This is a genomic window from Paenibacillus sp. SYP-B3998 (assembly GCF_010820665.1).
Lineage (GTDB): Bacteria > Bacillota > Bacilli > Paenibacillales > NBRC-103111 > Paenibacillus_E.
In genome coordinates, this window is sequence record NZ_JAAIKC010000019.1 from 39,721 (window position 1) to 61,636 (window position 21,916).

General features: G+C 46.0%; 23 protein-coding genes. All 23 read right to left on the reverse strand.

Features of this window, described 5'->3' with window-relative positions:
* Window positions 1–33: 33 nt before the first annotated feature.
* Window positions 34–303, reverse strand: coding sequence for an HPr family phosphocarrier protein (locus GK047_RS26705; RefSeq protein ID WP_028555561.1), 270 nt, complete (start codon window positions 301–303; stop codon window positions 34–36).
* Between the two features lie 151 nt (window positions 304–454).
* The gene (gene whiA, locus GK047_RS26710) at window positions 455–1,384 is read right to left on the reverse strand and encodes a DNA-binding protein WhiA (protein WP_163953488.1); all 930 of its coding nucleotides are present in this window, start codon (window positions 1,382–1,384) and stop codon (window positions 455–457) included.
* Between the two features lie 5 nt (window positions 1,385–1,389).
* Window positions 1,390–2,373, reverse strand: a complete 984-nt coding sequence (locus tag GK047_RS26715) for a gluconeogenesis factor YvcK family protein (RefSeq protein WP_163953489.1) — start codon at window positions 2,371–2,373, stop codon at window positions 1,390–1,392.
* 31 nt (window positions 2,374–2,404) lie between these two features.
* A complete protein-coding gene (gene rapZ, locus GK047_RS26720) occupies window positions 2,405–3,292 on the reverse strand; it encodes an RNase adapter RapZ (RefSeq protein ID WP_163953491.1) in 888 nt (295 codons plus the stop codon).
* An 80-nt stretch (window positions 3,293–3,372) separates the two neighbouring features.
* On the reverse strand, window positions 3,373–4,320 hold the full coding sequence (locus tag GK047_RS26725) for an ROK family glucokinase (RefSeq protein WP_163953493.1): 948 nt from the start codon (window positions 4,318–4,320) through the stop codon (window positions 3,373–3,375).
* 165 nt (window positions 4,321–4,485) lie between these two features.
* Complete coding sequence (gene trxB / locus GK047_RS26730; protein ID WP_163953495.1) at window positions 4,486–5,433, reverse strand: thioredoxin-disulfide reductase; 948 nt, start codon at window positions 5,431–5,433, stop codon at window positions 4,486–4,488.
* A gap of 97 nt (window positions 5,434–5,530) precedes the next feature.
* Window positions 5,531–7,267 (reverse strand): tetratricopeptide repeat protein, encoded by a 1,737-nt coding sequence (locus tag GK047_RS26735; RefSeq protein ID WP_163953497.1) that lies wholly within the window; start codon window positions 7,265–7,267, stop codon window positions 5,531–5,533.
* 90 nt (window positions 7,268–7,357) lie between these two features.
* The gene (locus tag GK047_RS26740; RefSeq protein ID WP_163953499.1) at window positions 7,358–8,308 is read right to left on the reverse strand and encodes a ribose-phosphate diphosphokinase; all 951 of its coding nucleotides are present in this window, start codon (window positions 8,306–8,308) and stop codon (window positions 7,358–7,360) included.
* Between the two features lie 83 nt (window positions 8,309–8,391).
* The gene (gene hisJ, locus GK047_RS26745; protein ID WP_163953501.1) at window positions 8,392–9,198 is read right to left on the reverse strand and encodes a histidinol-phosphatase HisJ; all 807 of its coding nucleotides are present in this window, start codon (window positions 9,196–9,198) and stop codon (window positions 8,392–8,394) included.
* Window positions 9,199–9,224: 26 nt separating this feature from the next.
* Window positions 9,225–9,914, reverse strand: a complete 690-nt coding sequence (hisIE, locus tag GK047_RS26750) for a bifunctional phosphoribosyl-AMP cyclohydrolase/phosphoribosyl-ATP diphosphatase HisIE (RefSeq protein WP_163953503.1) — start codon at window positions 9,912–9,914, stop codon at window positions 9,225–9,227.
* On the reverse strand, window positions 9,911–10,669 hold the full coding sequence (gene hisF, locus GK047_RS26755; protein ID WP_163953505.1) for an imidazole glycerol phosphate synthase subunit HisF: 759 nt from the start codon (window positions 10,667–10,669) through the stop codon (window positions 9,911–9,913). Before hisF ends, hisIE begins: the two co-directional genes overlap by 4 nt.
* A gap of 72 nt (window positions 10,670–10,741) precedes the next feature.
* On the reverse strand, window positions 10,742–11,476 hold the full coding sequence (gene hisA, locus GK047_RS26760) for a 1-(5-phosphoribosyl)-5-[(5-phosphoribosylamino)methylideneamino]imidazole-4-carboxamide isomerase (protein WP_163953507.1): 735 nt from the start codon (window positions 11,474–11,476) through the stop codon (window positions 10,742–10,744).
* A gap of 18 nt (window positions 11,477–11,494) precedes the next feature.
* Window positions 11,495–12,100, reverse strand: coding sequence for an imidazole glycerol phosphate synthase subunit HisH (gene hisH / locus GK047_RS26765; protein ID WP_163953509.1), 606 nt, complete (start codon window positions 12,098–12,100; stop codon window positions 11,495–11,497).
* Window positions 12,101–12,709, reverse strand: coding sequence for an imidazoleglycerol-phosphate dehydratase HisB (hisB, locus tag GK047_RS26770; RefSeq protein WP_163953511.1), 609 nt, complete (start codon window positions 12,707–12,709; stop codon window positions 12,101–12,103).
* Complete coding sequence (gene hisD / locus GK047_RS26775; RefSeq protein ID WP_163953542.1) at window positions 12,702–13,997, reverse strand: histidinol dehydrogenase; 1,296 nt, start codon at window positions 13,995–13,997, stop codon at window positions 12,702–12,704. The genes hisB and hisD overlap by 8 nt, the downstream gene beginning before the upstream one ends.
* Window positions 13,998–14,048: 51 nt before the next feature.
* Window positions 14,049–14,687, reverse strand: coding sequence for an ATP phosphoribosyltransferase (gene hisG, locus GK047_RS26780; RefSeq protein WP_163953514.1), 639 nt, complete (start codon window positions 14,685–14,687; stop codon window positions 14,049–14,051).
* A gap of 78 nt (window positions 14,688–14,765) precedes the next feature.
* Window positions 14,766–15,971, reverse strand: coding sequence for an ATP phosphoribosyltransferase regulatory subunit (locus tag GK047_RS26785; protein WP_163953515.1), 1,206 nt, complete (start codon window positions 15,969–15,971; stop codon window positions 14,766–14,768).
* A gap of 226 nt (window positions 15,972–16,197) precedes the next feature.
* Window positions 16,198–16,692: an acyltransferase gene (locus GK047_RS26790; RefSeq protein ID WP_163953517.1), complete on the reverse strand. Its 495-nt coding sequence runs from the start codon at window positions 16,690–16,692 to the stop codon at window positions 16,198–16,200.
* The gene (ppaX, locus tag GK047_RS26795) at window positions 16,689–17,348 is read right to left on the reverse strand and encodes a pyrophosphatase PpaX (RefSeq protein WP_163953519.1); all 660 of its coding nucleotides are present in this window, start codon (window positions 17,346–17,348) and stop codon (window positions 16,689–16,691) included. The genes GK047_RS26790 and ppaX overlap by 4 nt, the downstream gene beginning before the upstream one ends.
* Window positions 17,326–18,300 carry a prolipoprotein diacylglyceryl transferase gene (gene lgt, locus GK047_RS26800; RefSeq protein ID WP_163953522.1) on the reverse strand — a complete coding sequence of 325 codons (975 nt, stop codon included), beginning with the start codon at window positions 18,298–18,300 and terminating at the stop codon, window positions 17,326–17,328. Before lgt ends, ppaX begins: the two co-directional genes overlap by 23 nt.
* Before the next feature lie 70 nt (window positions 18,301–18,370).
* A complete protein-coding gene (gene hprK / locus GK047_RS26805) occupies window positions 18,371–19,312 on the reverse strand; it encodes an HPr(Ser) kinase/phosphatase (RefSeq protein WP_163953524.1) in 942 nt (313 codons plus the stop codon).
* A 179-nt stretch (window positions 19,313–19,491) separates the two neighbouring features.
* Window positions 19,492–20,607 carry an ABC transporter ATP-binding protein gene (locus GK047_RS26810; RefSeq protein WP_163953526.1) on the reverse strand — a complete coding sequence of 372 codons (1,116 nt, stop codon included), beginning with the start codon at window positions 20,605–20,607 and terminating at the stop codon, window positions 19,492–19,494.
* Between the two features lie 107 nt (window positions 20,608–20,714).
* Window positions 20,715–21,830, reverse strand: coding sequence for a PucR family transcriptional regulator (locus GK047_RS26815; RefSeq protein ID WP_163953528.1), 1,116 nt, complete (start codon window positions 21,828–21,830; stop codon window positions 20,715–20,717).
* Between the last annotated feature and the right edge of the window lie 86 nt (window positions 21,831–21,916).

The following is a 21,916-nucleotide window of genomic DNA, read 5'->3' on the forward strand; positions in this document are numbered from 1 at the left end:
AAAAAGCTTCCTCAAGAGGAAGCTTTTGACGAATTATTGGTTCTCCAATTCTTCCTTGCTTACCAATGTGACTAAAGCGTTTACAGCCTGCTCGGCGTCCGATCCTTCTGCGCTTATGAAGACTTCGGTCCCTGTGCTGATCGCAAGGCTCATAATTCCCATGATGCTTTTCGCATTCACTTTCTTTTCATCTTTTTCAACGAAGATTTCTGATGAAAATTTATTTGCCTCTTGAACAAACAATGCCGCAGGTCTGGCATGAAGTCCTGTTCTCAACTTCACAACGACTGGCCGTCTGGACATGGAACTAATTCCCCCTACTCAAGTAGCTTATACGGACTACTATTGATGACAGTGCAGATACCCTATGTTTTAACATTATAGCATTTTTCCCTCAAGTACACTAGAAAAAATGAGAAAAACTTACGCACACGATGAACCAAGGCTCCAAAACTTAAGAATTTCGCTGTTTTTCGGCCATTTCATCAATTTTCCTTAACCGATGATTAACGCCCGATTTACTAACGTTTCCTTTGAGCATGTCGCCTACTTCCTTGAGATTCAAGTCGGGATGCTGAAGCCGGATTTCAGCTACTTCTCTTAGCTTATCCGGCAAGCTCTCAAGACCCACCTCTCTTTGTAAAAGACGGATATTCTCGATCTGTCTAAACGCTGCGCCGATGGTTTTATTTAAATTTGCCGTCTCGCAATTCACAATGCGATTCACAGAGTTCCGCATATCCTTCATAATGCGAACGTCTTCAAAACGCAGCAGCGCCTGATGAGCCCCGATGATACTCAAAAACTCCGTGATTTTCTCGCCTTCCTTGATGTAAAGCACAAACCCTTTCTTGCGTTCAATGGAGCGTGCATTCAAATCAAATTTGTTAGCAAGCTGCGATAAGGCTTGGCAATGTTCCTCGTAAATAGAAGCTATTTCTAGATGGTATGAAGAACCCTCCGGGCTATTCACAGATCCCCCTGCCAAAAATGCCCCACGTAAATAAGCTCGTTTACAGCAGTTCCCGCGAATGATTTCTTTCTCTATCCCAGGCGTAAACATAAAGCCCTCGGAGACGATTTTCAAATCGCTTAATAGCTCCTGAACACCTACTGGAACCCTAACCATGTAAACATTATTCTTTTTCAACCGCATTTTTTTACGTACGAGCAGCTCGATATGTAGCCGGTATGTCTTTTTGAGGAGGGTGTAGATTCTCCTTGCAATGGCGGCATTTTCGGTAGATATATCGAGAATAACCCGCTGATTTGACAGCTGAACGGATCCATTCATACGAATTAATGCAGATAATTCTGCTTTTTCGCAGCATGCTTCTGTCTCAATCATCGTTAATTCTTTTTTGGTTGTTGCCGCAAAGGACAAAGGTCTCACCTCTTCCTTAACATCCAGCTTTCAACGAGCTGATAAATATGTTCACTTAGCTTCTCAGCATCGTGCCGCAGATAGGTTCGGAACAACACGAGCCGGTCAGCAATGACCTGGTATCCCCTCTTCATCACTTCATCCAAATCTAGATGAACTGCTTTGGAGCCCTTTTCTGCGTATTTCGCTTGGACTTGAGGAGGAATATCACCGTTATTCACGATAACATAATCGAATAAATGATGCCCTAGGTGATCATGGATCGCAGCCAAATGATCGCTAACCGAATAGTCGTCAGTTTCACCAGGCTGTGTCATTACATTACAGATAAATATCTTGACTGCTTCTGATTTCATAATTTCTTGAGCGATCTTGGGGACGAGTAAATTGGGAAGAACACTGGTGTATAAACTACCCGGACCACATAGAATGGCATCCGCTTCCTTTATAGCCTGAATTGCTTCTGCAAGTGGCGTCACATTGGCCGGTTCTATGAATACCCGCTTAATCCGCCCTTCTGCTTTAGGAATTTTGGATTCACCTATTACCAAGGTGCCATCCTCCATCTCCGCCTTCAGTACAATCGCTTGACTCGACGCCGGCAGCACTCTGCCTCTAACTGCAAATACACGATTCATTTCTTGAACAGCTGTCACGAAATCGCCCGTAATATCCGTAAGTGCAGCCAAGATTAGATTCCCCAAACTATGCCCAGCCAATCCAGTTCCTGACTGAAAACGATATTGAAGAATAAGCGCCATTAGAGGCTCTACATCAGCAAGTGCGGTTAGCACGTTGCGTATGTCGCCAGGAGGCGGCATTTGCAGCTCGTTTCTGAGAATACCAGAGCTGCCTCCATCATCAGCTACGGTAACAATTGCAGTGATATCGACCGGTTTTTCCTTGAGGCCTCTTAGCATCACAGAGAGACCTGTTCCACCGCCTATAACGACTATTTTGGGAGTGCGTTGTGAGTCATCACGATCCATTCATCCTTCACCCTCTTAATCGTAAGACCGCCTATACGCGATCCCGCTCCGCATCTCGATGACTTACACGTACAGCTTCGGTTTCACTATTGCCCATCACCTTACCAAGATATTCGGCAATTGCAACAGACCGATGCTTACCTCCTGTACACCCAATACCTACGACCACTTGGCTCTTGCCTTCCTTCTTGTACTGTGGCATCAAGAAAAGCAGCATATCGAGCAGCTTCGTGAGGAATTCTTGCGTCTCGTTCCATTTCATCACATAATCATATACGTCTGCATCTTGACCTGTCTGAGGACGAAGCTGCTCTACATAATGAGGATTGGGCAAAAATCTCACGTCAAAGATCAAATCAGCATCAATTGGCATCCCATACTTAAATCCGAAGGAGATTACGTTTATAGATATGCGGTTAGACTCCAAATTGGTAAACCGAGAAATAATTCTTTCTTTCAACTGTAGCGGCTTAAGCGTGCTCGTATCAATGGCTTGCGTAGCCAAGCCTTTTAGTTCTTCTAGCAGCTTGCGCTCCATAGCGATGCCTTCCAAAGGCGCTCCATTGGGTGCAAGCGGGTGACGGCGACGACTTTCTTTATAGCGTTGAACGAGAGTCGAGTCTGTAGCATCCAGAAATAAAATTTCGTAAGAAAGCGTGTAATTCTCTTGGATATAACGCAGCGATTCTTGAAGTGACGTAAAAAATTCACGCCCTCGCAAATCGATCACCAAGGCCACTTTCCCGATTTTACCCATAGATTGCACAATCAGCTCAGCAAATTTAGGAATGAGAACAGGGGGTAAATTATCCACACAAAAGAAGCCAAGATCCTCAAGGCTTTGCACAGCGATCGTCTTACCAGCACCCGACATTCCTGTGATAATAACTAGTTTCGCTAAAGGGTGGATTTCTTCCATCGATTGCACCTTCCTTTGGCGTGCGTTTCATAAGTGAGGGGGCGCCCCCCACTCACTGCACGAACTTCAATTCTACTTCATTAGCGCAAGTTTAAACCGGCAGCGCCTACTATCCCTGCGTCGTTTCCTAGTGTCGCTGCAACAATCTCCACACCTTCTTGCGCAGTTTCTGGTGTATATTTCTTGAATGTTTCACGAATTGGATTAAATAAAATCTCGCCAGCTCTTGAAACGCCACCCCCGATAATAAAGCGCTTCGGATTGATTACGACAGCCATAGCAGCCATTGAACGGCCAAGGTAATAAGCAGCACGATTAACAATACGTAGAGCCACTTCATCTCCAGTTTTTGCAGCGTCGAATACGTGCTTAGCTTCGATTTTCTCATGTAAAGCAAGTGATGTATGCTCACCACGCTCAACCGCATCTTTCGCCATGCGAACGATACCTGTTGCTGAGGAAACGGTTTCTAGGCAACCCACCTGACCGCAACCGCAATTAATCGCTTCGATATCGGGCACGATTGACATATGTCCAAGCTCGCCTGCCATACCGGCGGAGCCTTGATAAATTTTACCATTAATAATAATTCCGCCACCAACGCCTGTTCCTAGTGTGTAGCATACGATATTCGGAATGCCTGCTCCTGCTCCCGCCCAAGCCTCGCCTAACGCGGCAACGTTGGCATCGTTATCGATTTTCACAGTTTTACCAAGTAAAGCTTCAAGCGTTTTTTTCGCAGGGACATTGCGCCATTGCAAGTTAGGAGAGAATTTAATAAGGCCTTCAGGGATATCCATAAAACCCGCGAGCCCAGCGCCAATACCGGCCACTTGCTCCCATTCAAACGGAGAATCTTCGACAATTTGACGCACATACTGGGCAATTCGCTCAAGCACGGCGTCAGCGCCATGTTCTGCGCCTGTTGGTCCTTCAAATGTGTGCAGCAGCTTCCCCTGCTCATCACAGATACCGACCTTAATATTGGTACCACCTAAATCTACACCGATATAAATCTGATTTAACATTGCAAGGTCACCTCTACGAATAATCATATAATTTTTCGGGCAAAAGCTCCTGTTCCAACTATAAGACAAGGTTGTATACAGGTCAAGAATGAACTAACTCCCTATACAATGAGAAAACGCGGAAAGCATAGCCCTCCACGTTTGCTGTAAATAGATTCAGACGTATTACAGCGTCTGGCTCCAGTCGTGTACAATGTTACCTTCAAGGAACTTCTCTGCTTCCAGCGCTGCCGCACAGCCGCTTCCAGCAGCTGTAATCGCTTGGCGATATTTCGTATCCTGCACGTCACCACAAGCGAATACGCCTGGGATATTCGTTTCTGTTGTACCTGGTTTCACTACAATGTAACCATGGTCGTCCGTGTCGATTTGTCCACCGAGGAATTTCGTATTCGGCGTATGACCGATGGCTACGAAAATACCATCCGTTTCAATAATCTCATCTTCGCCCGTCACATTGTTTTTCACTTTCAGACCAGTCACGCCTTTTTCACCTGCCACAACTTCCAGTGGCGTGTTGTTCAGCGACCATTTCACTTTCTCATTACCGCGAGCGCGGTCCTGCATAATCTTGGAGGCACGCAGCTCATCGCGACGATGCACCAGACGAACCTCGGAAGCAAAACGCGTCAAGAAGTTTGCTTCTTCCATCGCAGAGTCGCCACCGCCGACAACAATAATCTTTTTACCGCGGAAGAAGAATCCATCGCACGTTGCGCAAGTGCTTACGCCACGACCGATATTTTCTCTTTCGTTCGTAATACCGAGCAGGCGAGCCGAAGCTCCTGTGGAAATAATAAGTGTTTCTGTTTCAATCTCGCCAAGACCTTCAACTTGAAGCTTAAACGGACGGTTCGTGAGTTCAACCGAGTTTACCCAACCAGTTTTGAACTCAGCGCCGAAGCGCTCTGCCTGTTTACGCATATTTTCCATCAATTCGGGACCCATGATGCCCTCAGGGAATCCCGGGAAATTTTCAACTTCGGTAGTAGTGGTCAATTGACCACCTGGTTCCGGGCCTTCAATAACGAGTGGGCTCAAGTTGGCACGAGCTAAATAGATGGCTGCTGTTAGACCGGATGGTCCTGTTCCTACAACGACTGATTTGTACATATGGTTTCCCTCCAATACGATTCGTTCTCTGCAGACAGCTTGAGCTGCCCATAATTTATGTATGAAAACGGGCGTTCCCCGTAGAGAAGCCCGACTATCAAATGCTAGGAAATTTAGGGAAAATAGCTTCCATTTTCTCACGCAAACCACAAGCCTCATCGATAAGCTTCACATTGCGACTCACGGTCGAAACGGTGACGCCATATCGAGTGGATACTTCTTGATACGAGATGGCACGACGATGCATTTTGGCGATCAGATACTCCAGCGCTGCAGCCCAACCTTCGGACTTCTGAATCTTAGGCACGCTAGGATAGATCTTAGTCAAAAATTCAACCCATAATATTTCCAAATCATACTGCTGGATCATATCGTAACGTTTGTGCATATGTGAAATCGCCGTTTCCATGACACGTTGCCACTTGGCATCCCAAATCGGCAATTGCGGGGAATAAGGCGATGCCTCTACCATAGTGTCCTTATTTTCAAGAAAGGCAGGTAACGGATCGCGAATTCCCATACTCCGAAGCACGAAAATGGCGACTTTTTTCAAATAATCGTCCTCTTGGCGCTCTCGAATGAAATCCTGTAAAGCATCTCGGACTTCAGCGTCTGCTATAAGACCAAAGGCTTGAATAACCTGTAATTTGGTATCCGTATCACCATGTCGCAACGCCCAGAAGAAGGACGAGCGAACAAGCGGATCTTTCTTCAATTGGTCTGGAATCCCTTGTGTTGATTTCTCCAAAACCCGGAATTGCTCTTCGAAAGGCAAGTGATAGTGATAGCTCCAGGTCGGTTGCGTTTCACTCGTTGTACGAGTACGGAGCTGATCCAGATAGAATTTCGATATCTCTGTACCCGGATCGAGCTTCTCAACCTGCTTCCATAGCCTATGCGCCTCAGCAAATCGGCCGATATGACACGCCGCAACAGCTGCATAGTGATAGAGGCAAGGATCAGACGTGCCTTCGCCGGCTTTCAACAAACGCTTGAATAGGTGATACGCCTTCTCGTGTTCAGAAAGTATACCCATGGTCGTAGCTAACTTAAACACGTGGTCATGCTGATAGGGGAACGTCTTGCGCAGCAGAGCAGCTAGCTCTGCCAGCTCCGCTTTGTTGCCGAAGTGCTGATGGAATATCGCCAAATTACAAAGCCCATGCAGATTCCCTGAATCGATCTCCAAAACCTCATGAATCGTTTCCATCGCCTTTTCGAATTGGCCCATATAGTAATATGCTAAGGCAAGGTTATTGCGCGCAGCCGTGAACTCTGGATTCTTCTTAACTATCTGCTCCAACTGTCTCACAGCCTCGGCAAATTTCCCTTCTTCTAACAAAGCACGGGCTTTATCATGCTCGAAGAGCCCTTCTCTACTCTTAATGCTAGTGAGAGGGGCGGGGCGCTCGAGTTCGTAGCTCAGCATTTCCATCATTTCTTCGGATTCATCCATAAACTGTCCGACTGGATCATTCTCCAAATATCGAACGACTGCTTGCTCCGCCAACTCAAAACTGTCCATGTTGGCGTAATTGTTAGCCATATAAAAATAACATTCCGTCATCGTTGGATCGATGACATCAAGAACATGCTGCAAAATTCGGTTCGACTCTTCGTAATTACCCATCTCGGAGAGAACACCCGCGAGGTTGCAATGATTCACAGGATTATCCTGTTCATACTCTGCAGCTCTACGGAAATATTTCAATGCCTTATCATAGTGAAATCGATCCAATGATTGAACCGCTCTCTCGAAAAAGAATGCGGCATCCATGTTTATTGAAATGACTTTAGGCTTAGGTGATTCGGACACACGCTTCATCTTTTCCATAGTAAGACACCTCCGGTAATTTGATTACGATCAAATTATACCATAGATCTACCGGAAGCCAAAAATATTAACCAAAAGCTAAGCAGAAATTTAAACGCCGCCGTATTTAAAGAGTGAAGATAGGGATCCACCATCGTTAATAATTCGAATCGCATCCGACAATAACGGAGCTACTGAAAGCACACGGAATTTATCCGAATGGTCATCAGGAATCGCGATAGAATCCGTAATAATAACCTCTTTAATATTAGGGTGATCCAAGCGCTGCAGAGCTGGACCCGAGAACACTGGATGTGTCGCGCAGATGTAAACATCATGCGCTCCTCTTTCTTTGAGGCCTTCTACAACGTTCACAATAGTTGTTCCTGTATCAATCAAGTCCTCGATAATAATTGGCGTACGACCAGCTACGTCACCAATCACGTGCGTAATGACGGATTCGTTGTGAGCAGGGCGCTTCTTAATCATCATAGCGAATGGCGCATCGAGAATGTTAGCCATTTTCTCAGCTGTTGTTGCACGTCCCGCATCAGGAGAGACAATAATCGGATCAGGCAGGTTTTTCTTTTTGATGCAATCACTGATAACATCTAACGCTGTCAGATGATCAACTGGAATATTGAAGAAGCCTTGTATTGCAGGCGCATGCAGGTCAATCGTCACAACACGAGTAGCACCCGCTGCACTGAATAAGTCAGCTACTAATTTAGCAGAAATCGGCTCACGCGGAGCAGCTTTGCGTTCTTGACGGGAGTAACCATAGTAAGGAATGACAAGGTTGATCGTTTTTGCGGAAGCCCTTTTCGCCGCATCCATCATGACCAACAGTTCCATCATGTGTTCATTAATGGGATGTGAGAACGTTTGTACCAGAAATACGTCACAATTACGAATCGTTTCTTCGTACAGACAGTAAATTTCACCGCTTTTGAAACGGGACAACTTGATTTTTCCAAGCGGCTGGCCGAGCTCATTACAAATACGTTCCGCAAGCTTCGGATTCGAAGATCCGGAAAAGATTTTAACATTGTCGCTATGCATGGTTAATGGCTACCTCCGAAGGTTCATTAAATAGATTATCGTACCTTTCTAATCATACCTATTATACATGAAACTTGTCGAATTTAAAAAGTAACAAGACGACGTTTTCTTGCAGAAAATGTGGCTATTTCGTTAAATCCGAGCATTTTCAATAGATCGCGAGCTTGGTCCAAATACTGGGATAGACGAACTGGTTGGTGTGCGTCCGAGCCAATTGTCAACGGAATCCCCACCTTATGGCAATACTCTAACATACGACGACTTGGAAACATCTCCTCACAAGGCATTCGTAATCCTGAAGCATTCAGTTCGATGGCCAGATTATGCTCTTTCACTGTATCTAAAGCAGCCTTTTCCAGTTCCCAAGGATCCCGGTCCGGTTTGTAGCCGAATCGTTTGATCACATCAATATGTCCGATATAATCGTAAAATCCTGTACGAACCGCTTTTTTTACTGCTTCGTAGTATTGCGTATAAACCTCATAAATATCCTTACCTTCCCAACCCGCCACTTGTCTAAAATCAGAAATATCCCACTCGCCTAAGAAATGAACCGAACCGATCACATAGTCCCATGGGTATGCCTTGATAATTGCTGCGATCTCCGATTCGTAGCCTTCGATATAGTCGCCTTCAAGCCCGACGCGGATATCGATCTGATCCTTATACTTATCCTTCAGATGGAAACATTCCTCCACATAACGCGGTAATTCATCCATCGGCATAGCCATCTCAGGCCAATATGTCGCAGGGTCCACGTGCAAAAGCGGCATATGATCTGACAGCCCTAATTGCGTGAGCCCGATCTCGATGCCGCGTTTGACGTATTCCTCTAGTTCCCCAGAGGCGTGACCGCAGCGTGCATGATGTGTATGATAATCAATCAACATCGTGGTTTCACTCCAGGTCATTGTATTTATTTTTTCACGTGTCTAATCGCTAATTCTTTCATGATGTCATCCAACGGCAGCTTATTGTTACGCAGCAAGACCATCAAGTGAAAAATCAGATCGCTTGCTTCGTAACGAAGCTCGTCGTTATCTTTATTTTTGGCAGCAATGATAACTTCGGCGGCCTCTTCGCCCACTTTCTTCAAAATCTTATCCACACCTTTTTCGAAAAGGTAGGTCGTATACGCCCCCTCAGGACGCTCTGCATCTCTCGAAGCAATTACGGATTCTAATTCCGAAAGAATTGCGAAACGATTACCTGTCGCAATGGAAGCCTGGGAATACTCAGAAGTGTTATTCGAGGTATTCGCCGCAGTAGTTCCTTCGGCCTCCAATGGGATGTTCGTTGTAAAACAACTGTACGTTCCATTGTGGCAGGCTGGGCCCAATTGCTCGACAAGCACAAGCAATGTATCTGCATCGCAGTCATAGCGCAAGGCTTTTACTTTTTGCGTGTGGCCCGAGGTTGCTCCTTTATTCCATAGTTCTTGACGGGATCGGCTCCAGAACCAGGTATCCCCTGTTTGAATCGTGCGTTGTAAGGAGTCGCTGTTCATATATGCAAGCATAAGCACTTCTTTGCTAACGGCATCCTGCACAACAACGGGAACTAGCCCCTGCGCATCATATTTAATCGTATCTACTGCGAATGTCATCGGATTTCAACTCCTTTACTTTTGAGGTCATCCTTGACCCCTTGGATCGTTAATTCTTTATAATGAAAAATAGTAGCTGCCAGTCCGGCATCAGCTTTACCTTCCGTAAAAACATCGTAGAAATGATCAGCTTTCCCCGCTCCGCCTGAGGCAATAACCGGAATGCTGAGAAGCTCAGATACCGCACGCGTAAGCTTCAAATCGAAGCCGTCTTTCGTACCATCCGCATCCATGCTAGTTAGCAATATTTCCCCTGCTCCCAGCTGTTCCATGCGTTTCGCCCATTCGAGCGTCCTTATCCCCGTTGCATTACGACCCCCATGGGTAAATACTTCCCACTCGCCCCACTCTACATTGAACTTTGCATCAATGGCAACCACGATACACTGAGAACCGAACTTACGGGCTCCGTCGGAGACGAGTTGTGGGTTAAGAACTGCCGCTGTATTAATGCCAATTTTATCGGCACCAGCGCGAAGCAGCCGCTTCATATCATCGACACTGGAAATGCCCCCGCCTACTGTGAAGGGGATCGTAATCTCTCCCGCAGTTTGACGAACGACTTCCACCATGGTAGCTCGACCCTCCACGGAAGCCGATATGTCTAGAAACACAAGTTCATCTGCGCCTTCTTTATCATAAATCGCAGCAAGCTCCACGGGGTCCCCCGCATCGCGCAAGTTGACGAAATTAACGCCTTTGACCACCCTACCATCCTTCACGTCAAGGCAAGGGATAATTCTTTTGGCTAACATGATGGGCACCTCCATCTGGGTTATCGTGCTTTATCTACCGAAGCCTGTCAAGGCTGCTTGCCCTCGGTCATGTTATCGAGAGATCAGCTTAATTGCTTCATCTAAGTTAATACTGCCCGTGTAGAGCGCCTTGCCCACAATCGCTCCGCCTACACCATTATCTGCTTGATCCGCAAGGCGAACCAAGTCATCCATCTTGCTAACGCCACCAGACGCAATAACCGTCTGCCCCGATATTTGGGCTAGCTGTGTAATTGCCTGCGTGTTAGGCCCTTCCATCATACCATCACGAGAAATATCCGTGAAAATGAATGTTTTTGCGCCTCTCTCGGCTAGCTCAACTGCCAAATCCTCGGCTTTCACCTGCGACGTTTCGAGCCAACCACGTGTAGCTACAAAGCCATCTCGGGCATCGATGCCAATCGCAATTTTTTCTCCATGCTTAGCAAGCAAATTATAAACAAATTCACGATTTTCAATTGCTGCAGTGCCAATAATGACACGAGATACACCTAAGGAAAGCATATGATCAATATCTTGCTCCGTACGCAGTCCGCCACCCATCTGCACAGGTACTTTAACTGTCTGAGCAATTTGTCCAATCAACTTGTCGTTAACGGGATAGCCAGCTTTAGCTCCATCCAGATCTACAAGGTGAATCCAAGACGCGCCCTGCGCTTCCCAAGCTTGAGCAACTTCAAGAGGGTTCGTATTGTACACCGTCTCCTGATTGTAATCGCCCTGAACCAGACGGACGCATTTCCCGTCGCGAATATCAATTGCCGGATAAATAATGAATGAAGACATGATTCCCGTTCCGCTCCCTTACTTACACATTTTCAAAAAGTTATCGAGCAGTTGCATGCCGATATCACCGCTTTTTTCCGGGTGAAACTGCATGCCGTACACATTGTTTTTACCTACAATAGCTGTAACAGGCTGATGGTAGTCGGTCACCGCTAGCAGTTCGTTCTCACGTTCGGGCTTCGCATAGTACGAGTGCACGAAATACACGTGCCCTTCATCAATACCACTGAAAAGTGGGCTATCCTTTTGCCTGTAAATAAGACGGTTCCACCCCATATGCGGCACCTTGTAGTCGCCTCGAAAGCGAACAATCGCACCGGGGAGGAGTCCTAGACCCTCGTGATCGCCATACTCTTCGCTGCTCGCGAACAGCAACTGCATCCCCAGACATATACCGAGCAGCGGTTTACCCGAATCTGCATAGCGGATAACTACATCATTCAACCCAGACTCACGCAAATGCTCCATCGCGTCGCCGAAAGCACCCACTCCAGGAAGAATCGCTCCGTCAGCGGCTAGAATCTGCTCCGCATCTCCAGTCACGATCGTTTCGTATCCGAGACGCTCCACAGCTTTGCTTACGCTATGTAAATTGCCCATTCCATAGTCAATAATTGCAATCATTTATAGCACTCCCTTGGTCGAAGGAACCCCCTGCACGCGAGGATCGATCGATGTGGCTTCATCCAGCGCACGACCTAGCGCTTTGAACACCGCTTCTATCATATGATGCGTGTTTTGTCCGTAGTGTACAATAACATGTAGAGTAATACGCGCTTCAAGCGCCAATTTCCACAGAAACTCATGAACAAGTTGTGTATCAAAACTGCCCACCGTCTGTGAAGGATATTGTGCGCGATATTCAAAATGTGGACGATTGCTAATATCGATTACAACCTGTGCAAGTGCTTCATCCATAGGAACGAACACACTCGCATAGCGTTTAATGCCTCTCTTGTCGCCAAGTGCTTCACGAAGCGTCTGCCCAAGGCAAATACCGATATCTTCAACCGTGTGATGATCATCAATTTCGATGTCACCTTTAGCGACCACATTCAGATTGAATTGACCGTGTTTCGTAAACAAGTCGAGCATATGATTAAGGAAAGGTACATCCGTTTGGATCTCAGAGACTCCTGTCCCATCTACTTGAAACGTCAGTGCAATGTCTGTTTCATTCGTTTTGCGCGCTACACTCGCTGTACGAGCTAGCTGATTAGCTTGTTCACTCATGCTGCTTCAACTTCCCTTCCTTCTTAAGTCGTACCTCAACCGCTCTAGCATGCCCTTCCAGCCCTTCATTCCTAGCCAATGTCATAATCATTTCGCCATTTGCCAATAAGGCTTCCTTGCTATAGTGAATAACGCTTGATTTTTTCATAAAATCATCCACGTTCAGCGGAGATGAAAACCGTGCCGTGCCGTTTGTCGGCAGAACATGATTGGGTCCAGCAAAATAATCGCCTACTGGCTCCGTACTGTACGCACCGAGGAAAATAGCACCTGCATTCTCAATACGCGGCAGCAGGTTAAATGGCTCCTGAACAAGCAGCTCGCAATGCTCTGGCGCCAAGCGGTTTACGACATCCACACCCTCATCCAAATTATCCACAAGGAGTATAGCGCCCTTAGTAGCCGTTGATACAGCGGCGATCGCTTTCTTCGGTAACACATCTAGCTGCCTCCAGAGCTCTAGCCTCACTGATTCGGCAAGCTCTTTGGAAGGTGTCACCAGAATCGACGGTGACATCTCATCATGCTCCGCCTGTGCAAGCAGGTCAGCGGCCACGTACTCAGGATCAGCGAATTCATCCGCCAAAATGACGATGTCCGTCGGACCGGCGATCATGTCGATATCGACGACGCCGAACACGAAGCGTTTGGCCAACGCAACGTAAATATTGCCCGGGCCAACAATCTTATCTACAGCCGGGATTGATTCGCTGCCGTAGGCTAACGCTGCTATCGCCTGCGCGCCGCCAACGCGGTAGATCTCTTTCACACCCGCTTCGGCTGCTGCCACGAGGATATGCGGGTTAATGCCTTCCTCACCCGCGGTGGCCGGAGGCGTCACCATCGCGATCTCCGGCACCCCCGCTACGATAGCGGGGATGGCATTCATGAGCACGGAGGAAGGATACGCCGCCTTCCCTCCGGGTACGTACAATCCGACCCGCTTCAGCGGTCGGATGATCTGTCCCAGCAGGCTGCCATCGGCCTGCAGGTCCATCCACGACGTGCGTTTCTGCTTCTCATGGAACGCGCGGATGTTAGCGGCGGCTTGACGCAGCGCCGCTATGAACGCGGCGTCCACCTGGGCGTACGCCGCCTGAATTTCCTCCTCGCTAACGCGAAGATCAGCGACGGTGACACGGTCATATTGCTGTGCCATACGACGCAGCGCAGCATCTCCGTCCTGCCGCACCTCATCGATGATGCGGCGGACGGTCTCATTTTGTTCCGGTGAGCCATATTCAACCTCACGGTTCAACTGAAATTCCGAGGCGGGAATAATTCGCATCTTCTTCATCCCTTCTATAGTAGACCCTTTACTCAGGCTATTTTTCAATCCCTATACTTTCATCGAAGCAGGCAGTACAACCTGTAACATATCGCATAAACGCTGAATCGATTCGTTCTTCATACGATAGCTAACCCTATTGGCAATTAAACGACTTGTAATCTGGAATATCTCCTCTTGCTCGACAAGTCCGTTCTCCTTTAGCGTCTGTCCGGTCTCGACCATATCGACAATCCGGTCTGCTAATCCAATAAGCGGAGCCAGCTCGATGGAACCATTTAGCTTAATAACCTCCACTTGCTGACCCTTCTCTCGGAAATATTGAGAAGCAACATTGGGATACTTCGTTGCCACCCGCGGATTAATGACAGGCTGCCAATCCGGTAGTCCGATGACAGACATCCGGCAACGCGCAATCCCCAAATCGAGCAGCTCGTAAACGTTTCGGTTCTCCTCCATCAGCACATCTTTGCCGACAATACCGATATCGGCAACGCCATACTCAACGTAGGTAGGAACATCTACCGGTTTAGCTAGAATAAATTCCATTCTCGCTTCAGGAACGGGAATGATGAGTCTACGCCCTTCTTCCAAATCTTCGGGTATAGGCAATCCCGCTTTATGAAAAAGCTTTGCTGCTTGCTTATAAATACGGCCCTTAGGCATTGCTACTCTTAATATCTCTTCCATGGTGTTAAGCCTCCTTCAAGCTTTCGATTTTCGGAACCGAACGCTTCGCTCGTAAGCACGACTTAATAACGAGCTCTATTAAAGAATCAGTGTGATAACATCGTTATACCTGGTTCCACGGATCTCATACTGTCCGTTTGCTTGTTTTTGTAGATTCTTAAACAACCCTACAGGTTCTGCCACCAATTGTGTGATTACAACAACGTCTTCACGGCTACGCATCTCTTTGGCCAGTTGAAGAGCCTCTTCGCGATGCTTCTCATCGTAAGCGATGAATACGCGGTCAGGCTGCGCAACGGCTTCTTTACCTATAACCTCTAGAATTCGATTCGTCTTGAGTGCAAAGCCTGTTGCTGGAGCCGGACGACCGAACTGACTCAGCAGATTGTCATAACGCCCGCCGCTGCATACCGGGAATCCCAAATCTGCAGCATATCCTTCAAAGGTCATTCCTGTATAATAGGAGAAATCTCCAATCATTGTTAAATCAATCACTACATGCTCACTGACGCCATAGGCTTGCAACACATCCCAAACTTCACAAAGATGACGAATTGCATCCTGCGCAATTGGATGCTGAGATACCATACGGGCTTGCTCGCATATCTCATCCCCACCCCTGAGCCTTAGCACACCATTGAGCTCGCGCTCAACCTCAGGTGTCAGGACCAGAGACTTGATTGCTTCCCGATATCCCACATAATCGCGGTTTAAAAGCTGCTCTTTCAGCAGCAACTGTGCATCCGCGCGCCCTTCCAGGGTTTCCTGAAATAACCCATTCAGAAACCCTACATGACCTAATGCAATTTTAAATGTGTTCACACCAGCAGCCTGCAGAGAAGCTATGGCTAGAGCTACCACTTCCGCATCTGCTTCTGAAGAAGCATCTCCAACAAGCTCTACACCCGTTTGGAAAAATTCAGAATCCCGCCCCGCCTCTTCCTCAATCGCTCTGAACACATTTGAGTGATACGATAGGCGCAAAGGAAAAGCATTTTCTTTCAACAAGGATGAAGCCACACGCGCAATTGGCGCGGTTAATTCGGAACGTAAAACAAGTGTCTTGCCTTTACGATCCAACAGTTTAAATAATTTCTTGTCTTCTGTGGAACTAGCCACTCCAACTGTATCGTAATATTCCAGCGTCGGCGTAATAATCTGACTGTATCCCCAGCGTTCCATACACGCCAATACACGGAATTCAATATTTCGCAGCTTCGCTACTGCCTCGGGCAAGTAATCCTTGACACCAATCGGTTTTTCGAAAACTTTTGGCTTTGACACTGTCTCACCTCAATCATTAAAAATTATACTTTCTTCTATTCATATGAATTATATATACCGTCAAATTACTTTAGTTCACTAACGTGCTACCATGCTACCAAAATAAAGAATGTACGGTTATTCTATCATGGAACCCTATGACCGTCAATTGTGAATGGACCGATCTATACCCGGATTGCGCCTATAAGCGTAAAGAAAAAGAGCTGTACCACACTGCGTACAACTCTTACTTTTCACTATGTCCTTCGCGAATAATTTGCAGCGGATTCCCTGCAACAAAGCTATAAGGCGCCACGTCTTTATGTACAACGGAACCCGCTCCAATGATGGCATAATCACCGATCGTGACGCCAGGTAAGATAATTGTATTGGCACCCACCATCACGTTCGATCCAATATGCACTTCACCAAGTCGATATTCCCGCGTCAAATACTCATGGGCTAGGATTGTTGTATTATAACCAATAATGGTATTATCCCCAACATGAATCTTTTCTGGGAAAAACACATCCACCATTACCATCAAGGCAAAAGCCGTATGCTCCCCAACCGTCATCCCAAGTATATGCCGATATATCCAATTCTTCACACGCAACGAAGGGGAATACCGACTAATTTGGATAAACACAAAATTACGTATCGCCTTCCACTTGCTAACCGTATGATAGATTTGCCATAAAGCATTAGGTCCGTCGACCGGATACTTGTCTGTCCTTCTCAATCCTTAACCACATCCGTTGCCAATCCTACAATTGGCAGCAGCTCGAGCATATCGTCAATGAGGTAGCTTGGCTTATATCCTTCTAAATAAGAACGCCCTTTCCATGACCAGGACACACCTACAGAAGTTACTCCCGCATTATGCGCTGCCTCGATATCATAGTGGCTGTCTCCTACCATAATGGCTTCTTCCGCTTTACTGCCTAATTGTTCCAAAGCAGCGAAAATACCTTCTGGATTTGGCTTGGCTTCTTTCACATCTTCCACGGTCACGATCGTGCTAATGAAAGTGTCTAATCCACAAAGTTTCAACCCCATCAGGGTTGTTTTACGGATTTTGCTTGTAACAATTCCGATTTTATAGCCTTTTTCATGCAGTTTAGACATAACCGCATGTACATTCGGGAATTCTTTTACTAGCTCATCGTGCTTGGATAAATTAAACGTACGGTATTTATTAATAAGGTCTTCCACTTCTGTCCTGCCTGAAAAAAATTCCATTTGTTCTACAAGTGGCCGCCCCATATTGGGAATAATCATTTCTCTAGTAACAGGCTCAGGCGATTCCCCTTCTAAGCTGTGCAGAAACGATTGTACAATTAGTTCATTCGTGTCTACAATCGTCCCATCCAAATCAAACAGTACGGTTTGAATCATAGTCGGCTCCTTTTGTGTCTAACTCTTCTTGTGAATTTGCGCTTGCTGCCGATGCTTTTGTAGAAACAATTGGATCTGCATAATGCTCGCTAGCATATCCCTTTTTCCTTCTAATCACAATAATAATGATTGCTGCAATGACAATCAGCAGAGCAAGTAATTGAGAAAACCTTACATTTCCACCATATGTCAGTACACCTGGTTCAAATACAATAGTCATTGGAGACCAAAGTACATTCATAAATGATGCTAGCCAAGTAGGTCCGATAAAATCAAGACTATCCGTCCGCACGCCTTCTATAAAGAAACGGCCAACGGAATACCAAATGAAATAACTAAAGAATAGCTCACCAGAACGAAGGAAGGGTCTCCGACGCAACCAGAGAAGGAACAATAGACCTAAGAGATTCCAGACCGATTCATAAAGAAATGCGGGATGATAGTAAATCCCCTCTATGTTCATCTGATTCACAATAAAATTTGGCAAATGCAGCGTATTTCTTAAGAAAGCTTCTCCTACAGGTCCACCGTGTGCCTCTTGATTCATAAAATTGCCCCAACGACCAATTGCCTGCCCTACGATTAAACCAGGAGCACAAATATCAACAATTCTCCAGAACGAATACCCCTTAGCTCTTATGTAAAAATAACCGCCGACCAAGGCACCTATTAGCGCACCATAAATCGCTATGCCTCCGTGCCAAATCATAAATATCTCAGCCAAATTGTTTTTGTAGTCCGACCACTGAAAAGCCACATAATAAATTCTGGCCCCTACGATAGCAGATGGCAAGCCGATCAATACTAAATCCATAAAAAAATCAGGTGAAATACGGAATCGTTTACCTTCTTGTATAGCTAACAATAAACCTACTAATGCCGCAGTCCCTAAAATAATTCCATACCAATGCACTTCGAGAGGTCCAATTGCAAATGCAATCTTGTTAAGCATAATTATCTCCGCGCCTCCTTCTTAATGTATGCATGCACCGTTAGGCCAGCGGCACCTGCTTTTCATTCCATTAATCTACATCTTCGAAATCTTCATTTAACGATTCAGTAAGCTTGTTTGTGAATTGGAGCGCTGCATTGTAACCCATACGCTTCAAGCGATAGTTCATTGCAGCAACCTCAACGATAACAGCCAAATTTCGTCCCGGGCGAACAGGAATCGTAACTAACGGTAAATCAGTATCAATGATACGCGTCAGCTCTTCATCCAAGCCCAATCGATCGTACTGCTTATCTTGCTGCCAATTCTCAAGTTTAACAACAACGGAAATTTTCTTGATATTACGAATCGCACCTGCCCCGAATAGCGTCATTACATTGATGATACCAACTCCGCGAATTTCCAGCAGGTGGCGAATAAGCTCAGGCGCATTCCCTGTTAGTACTTTATCCCCTGTCTGCCTGATTTCAACCGCATCATCCGCAATTAAACGGTGGCCTCGTTTCACGAGCTCCAATGCAGTCTCACTTTTCCCGATTCCACTACTGCCGGTGATCAACATCCCAATTCCGTACACATCGACAAGCACCCCGTGAATTGTGGTGCTCGGTGCTAGCTTATTTTCGAGAAAGCCCGTCAACCGACTCGCGAAGATCGTCGTGGATACTTGACTTCTTAAAACAGGAAGATCTCGTTTCGTTGCTTCTTCAAGCAATTCTATCGGAACATCCAAGCCTCTCGTCACGATAATACAAGGTGTTTCCTCGGGTGAGCATAGTTGTTCAACACGATTACGCCGAACCCCCGTAGTGAGCATCTCCATGAAGGTAACTTCAGTCTTACCAAGCATTTGAATCCGTTCCCGCGGATGATAGTTGAAATACCCCGCCATTTCCAAGCCTGGACGATATAGGTCACCAGTAGTAATGGGACGTTTGAGTCCAGATTCACCTGCAAGAACTTCCATATGGAATTGTTCCACTAATTCGGAAACCTTCACTTTTTTCGCCATAGACCTGTCTCCTCCGAGTTTTTGCTTTGCAACATATACTTCATAAGCATTCTACTGTAACCCAATAGTTTCATCGTAATGGAATCCCTATATGAAATCAACTAAAGTGTTCATGAACTAGTGAAAATATACAAAAGACCAGCCGTTGGCGGCTGGTCTATCTCTTTAAAACATTTATATTAGTTAGCCAAGATGGACAATGTTGTTTCTTTGTCGAAGAAATGAACTTTGTTCATGTCCAGAGCCAATTTTACATTCGTACCTTCTTTAATGCCTGAACGACCATCAACACGTGCAATTACAGTGCCACTGCCGATTCCGTTAAGGTACAAGTACATTTCGTGGCCTAAGTTCTCAGTTAGTTCCACATTCACATTGAATACAGTGTTAGGGGAAGCTTCCAAGAATACTGGCTCTTCGTGAATGTCTTCTGGACGAACACCCAGAATCACGTCTTTGCCAAGATGGCTTTTAAGTGCTTGTGCTTTCCCAGCAGGAATTTCAACATTTACACCAGGTGTTTTGAAAAATACAGAGCTTCCTTCTTGTACCAATGTACCATTCAAGAAGTTCATGGATGGTGATCCAATGAAACCTGCAACGAACATATTCACAGGGTGGTTGTAAATCTCTTCAGGTGTAGCTGCTTGTTGAATAATACCTTTGTCCATAACAACGATGCGATCGCCCATTGTCATTGCTTCGATTTGGTCATGCGTTACGTAGATTGTCGTTACGCCAAGACGTTTTGTTAATTTAGTAATTTCTGCACGCATTTGTACGCGAAGTTTCGCATCCAAGTTGGAAAGCGGCTCATCCATTAAGAATACTTGCGGTTCACGAACAATCGCACGACCCAAGGCAACACGTTGACGTTGACCACCGGAAAGAGCTTTTGGTTTACGATCAAGCAAGTGAACGATATCCAAGATTTTTGCTGCTTCACGAACGCGAGCATCGATATCTGCTTTCTTGAATTTACGAAGTTTCAAACCGAAAGCCATGTTTTGATAAACAGTCATATGCGGATAAAGGGCATAGGATTGGAATACCATCGCGATATCGCGATCTTTTGGAGCGACATCATTTACTAGGCGGTCACCGATGTAAAGTTCACCCTCTGTAATTTCCTCTAATCCTGCGATCATACGAAGAGTTGTGGATTTTCCGCAACCGGATGCTCCAACCAATACTACAAACTCTTTATCTTCAACTTCAAGATGGAAATCTTTCACAGTGGATTCTTCTGCACCAGAATATCTTTTTACGATATGATTTAAACGTACGCCTGCCATGGTTTCATTCCCCCTACAATTTATCAGTAATTCGTTTATCAACAATTCACTATATTCATCTTAACCCACTTACATGAGACTGACTATGCACAATCCCTACAAAAAAATCACTTTCTTTTCGTTACTTTGTACAATAATAGAGCCAGCCTTACCAATACCGCATGATTAAAGGTCCTTACGTCTAGTCCTGTTTCGTTCTTGAACTTGTCCAAACGATATAATAACGTGTTCCGATGGATATAAAGTTTCTTCGCGGTCTCACTGACGTTACAATCTAGCGCGAAGAAATGCTCCAACGTCGTCACGGTCTCTGAATCGAGTGCATGATCGGTGCCGCGCAGTACTTGCTCGAGAAACTCGCTCTTCTCCTCTTCTTGAACAAGATGCAGCAGTTTCTCCAAACGTAGCTCCCATGGAAGATGAATGAAACTTCCCACGTGGAATGATCGTCCTAGCATAATCGTCTCTCGTAATTGAAGAATCGTGGCCAATAGTGATTTGGCAGGTTTCACTGGATAATCAATTGCCAGATGGCATTCACCCACCCATTCGTTGGCAAGCATCTCATATAAACCAGAACCTAGCGCATCAAGAATTTGCTCCACGCTTTCCTCTTCGTCTGTTTCTCTTTCATCGCTGCTACTAGTCAACAGCCCTTCAGGTGCAAGAATGAGCCATTCTTTATCCAGTAAAGGGATCAAGATAATCTCAGCTTCGAAGAACGATTCCAGTAGCTTCTTTAAGTCTGTATAGGAAACATTCTGTGTTTGCGAATAGTCCCCATAAAGTAGCAATGGGATTTTCGTCGAGTATAGAGAGGACTGGGATGCAAGAGCGTCTGGTAACTCTGCGTGAGCGGCACCGCGCTCCATTTGCAGCAGCAACCACTCTCTTAGTTGATGCGCTTTTCTTTCATCTTCTGACAGATACGAGCCCCTCATCTTGCGCTCCTGCGTTTGCTTGGATTCTAGCATCAATTCTATGAGCCTTCGCTCTGAAAGAGTTAACGGCACCTGAGACACTTGCAGGATGCGAATGTCTTTGTTTTCCTTAGCCATATAAAACAACACTTCATGACCACGAATAACACTTCGGTTTAAGCCCTCTTCAGTACCTTGCTGGTCTTCCACCAAACGGTTCCATTCGGCCTCGGGTAACAAACCCATCTGTATAGGCGCCTGTAAAACCGCTTCCAAACGCTCTTTCAGTCGTTCCCAATCCATCTGTTCCTCTCCCTATGCCATAATCATCTTTTATTTATCTATCTTTATATTGTATCATATGTGGCCAACCTGATGTGAAAGAACCC

Excerpts from the sequence above, each read along its gene's own strand:
- GK047_RS26705 (WP_028555561.1), bottom strand. The coding sequence starts at position 303 with ATGTCCAGACGGCCAGTCGTTGTGAAGTTGAGAACAGGACTTCATGCC.
- GK047_RS26715 (WP_163953489.1), bottom strand. The coding sequence starts at position 2,373 with ATGGATCGTGATGACTCACAACGCACTCCCAAAATAGTCGTTATAGGC.
- rapZ (WP_163953491.1), bottom strand. The coding sequence starts at position 3,292 with ATGGAAGAAATCCACCCTTTAGCGAAACTAGTTATTATCACAGGAATG.
- GK047_RS26725 (WP_163953493.1), bottom strand. The coding sequence starts at position 4,320 with ATGTTAAATCAGATTTATATCGGTGTAGATTTAGGTGGTACCAATATT.
- trxB (WP_163953495.1), bottom strand. The coding sequence starts at position 5,433 with ATGTACAAATCAGTCGTTGTAGGAACAGGACCATCCGGTCTAACAGCA.
- GK047_RS26735 (WP_163953497.1), bottom strand. The coding sequence starts at position 7,267 with ATGGAAAAGATGAAGCGTGTGTCCGAATCACCTAAGCCTAAAGTCATT.
- GK047_RS26740 (WP_163953499.1), bottom strand. The coding sequence starts at position 8,308 with ATGCATAGCGACAATGTTAAAATCTTTTCCGGATCTTCGAATCCGAAG.
- hisJ (WP_163953501.1), bottom strand. The coding sequence starts at position 9,198 with ATGTTGATTGATTATCATACACATCATGCACGCTGCGGTCACGCCTCT.
- hisIE (WP_163953503.1), bottom strand. The coding sequence starts at position 9,914 with ATGACATTCGCAGTAGATACGATTAAATATGATGCGCAGGGGCTAGTT.
- hisF (WP_163953505.1), bottom strand. The coding sequence starts at position 10,669 with ATGTTAGCCAAAAGAATTATCCCTTGCCTTGACGTGAAGGATGGTAGG.
- hisA (WP_163953507.1), bottom strand. The coding sequence starts at position 11,476 with ATGTCTTCATTCATTATTTATCCGGCAATTGATATTCGCGACGGGAAA.
- hisH (WP_163953509.1), bottom strand. The coding sequence starts at position 12,100 with ATGATTGCAATTATTGACTATGGAATGGGCAATTTACATAGCGTAAGC.
- hisB (WP_163953511.1), bottom strand. The coding sequence starts at position 12,709 with ATGAGTGAACAAGCTAATCAGCTAGCTCGTACAGCGAGTGTAGCGCGC.
- hisD (WP_163953542.1), bottom strand. The coding sequence starts at position 13,997 with ATGCGAATTATTCCCGCCTCGGAATTTCAGTTGAACCGTGAGGTTGAA.
- hisG (WP_163953514.1), bottom strand. The coding sequence starts at position 14,687 with ATGGAAGAGATATTAAGAGTAGCAATGCCTAAGGGCCGTATTTATAAG.
- ppaX (WP_163953519.1), bottom strand. The coding sequence starts at position 17,348 with ATGATTCAAACCGTACTGTTTGATTTGGATGGGACGATTGTAGACACG.
- lgt (WP_163953522.1), bottom strand. The coding sequence starts at position 18,300 with ATGCTTAACAAGATTGCATTTGCAATTGGACCTCTCGAAGTGCATTGG.
- hprK (WP_163953524.1), bottom strand. The coding sequence starts at position 19,312 with ATGGCGAAAAAAGTGAAGGTTTCCGAATTAGTGGAACAATTCCATATG.
- GK047_RS26810 (WP_163953526.1), bottom strand. The coding sequence starts at position 20,607 with ATGGCAGGCGTACGTTTAAATCATATCGTAAAAAGATATTCTGGTGCA.
- GK047_RS26815 (WP_163953528.1), bottom strand. The coding sequence starts at position 21,830 with ATGGATTGGGAACGACTGAAAGAGCGTTTGGAAGCGGTTTTACAGGCG.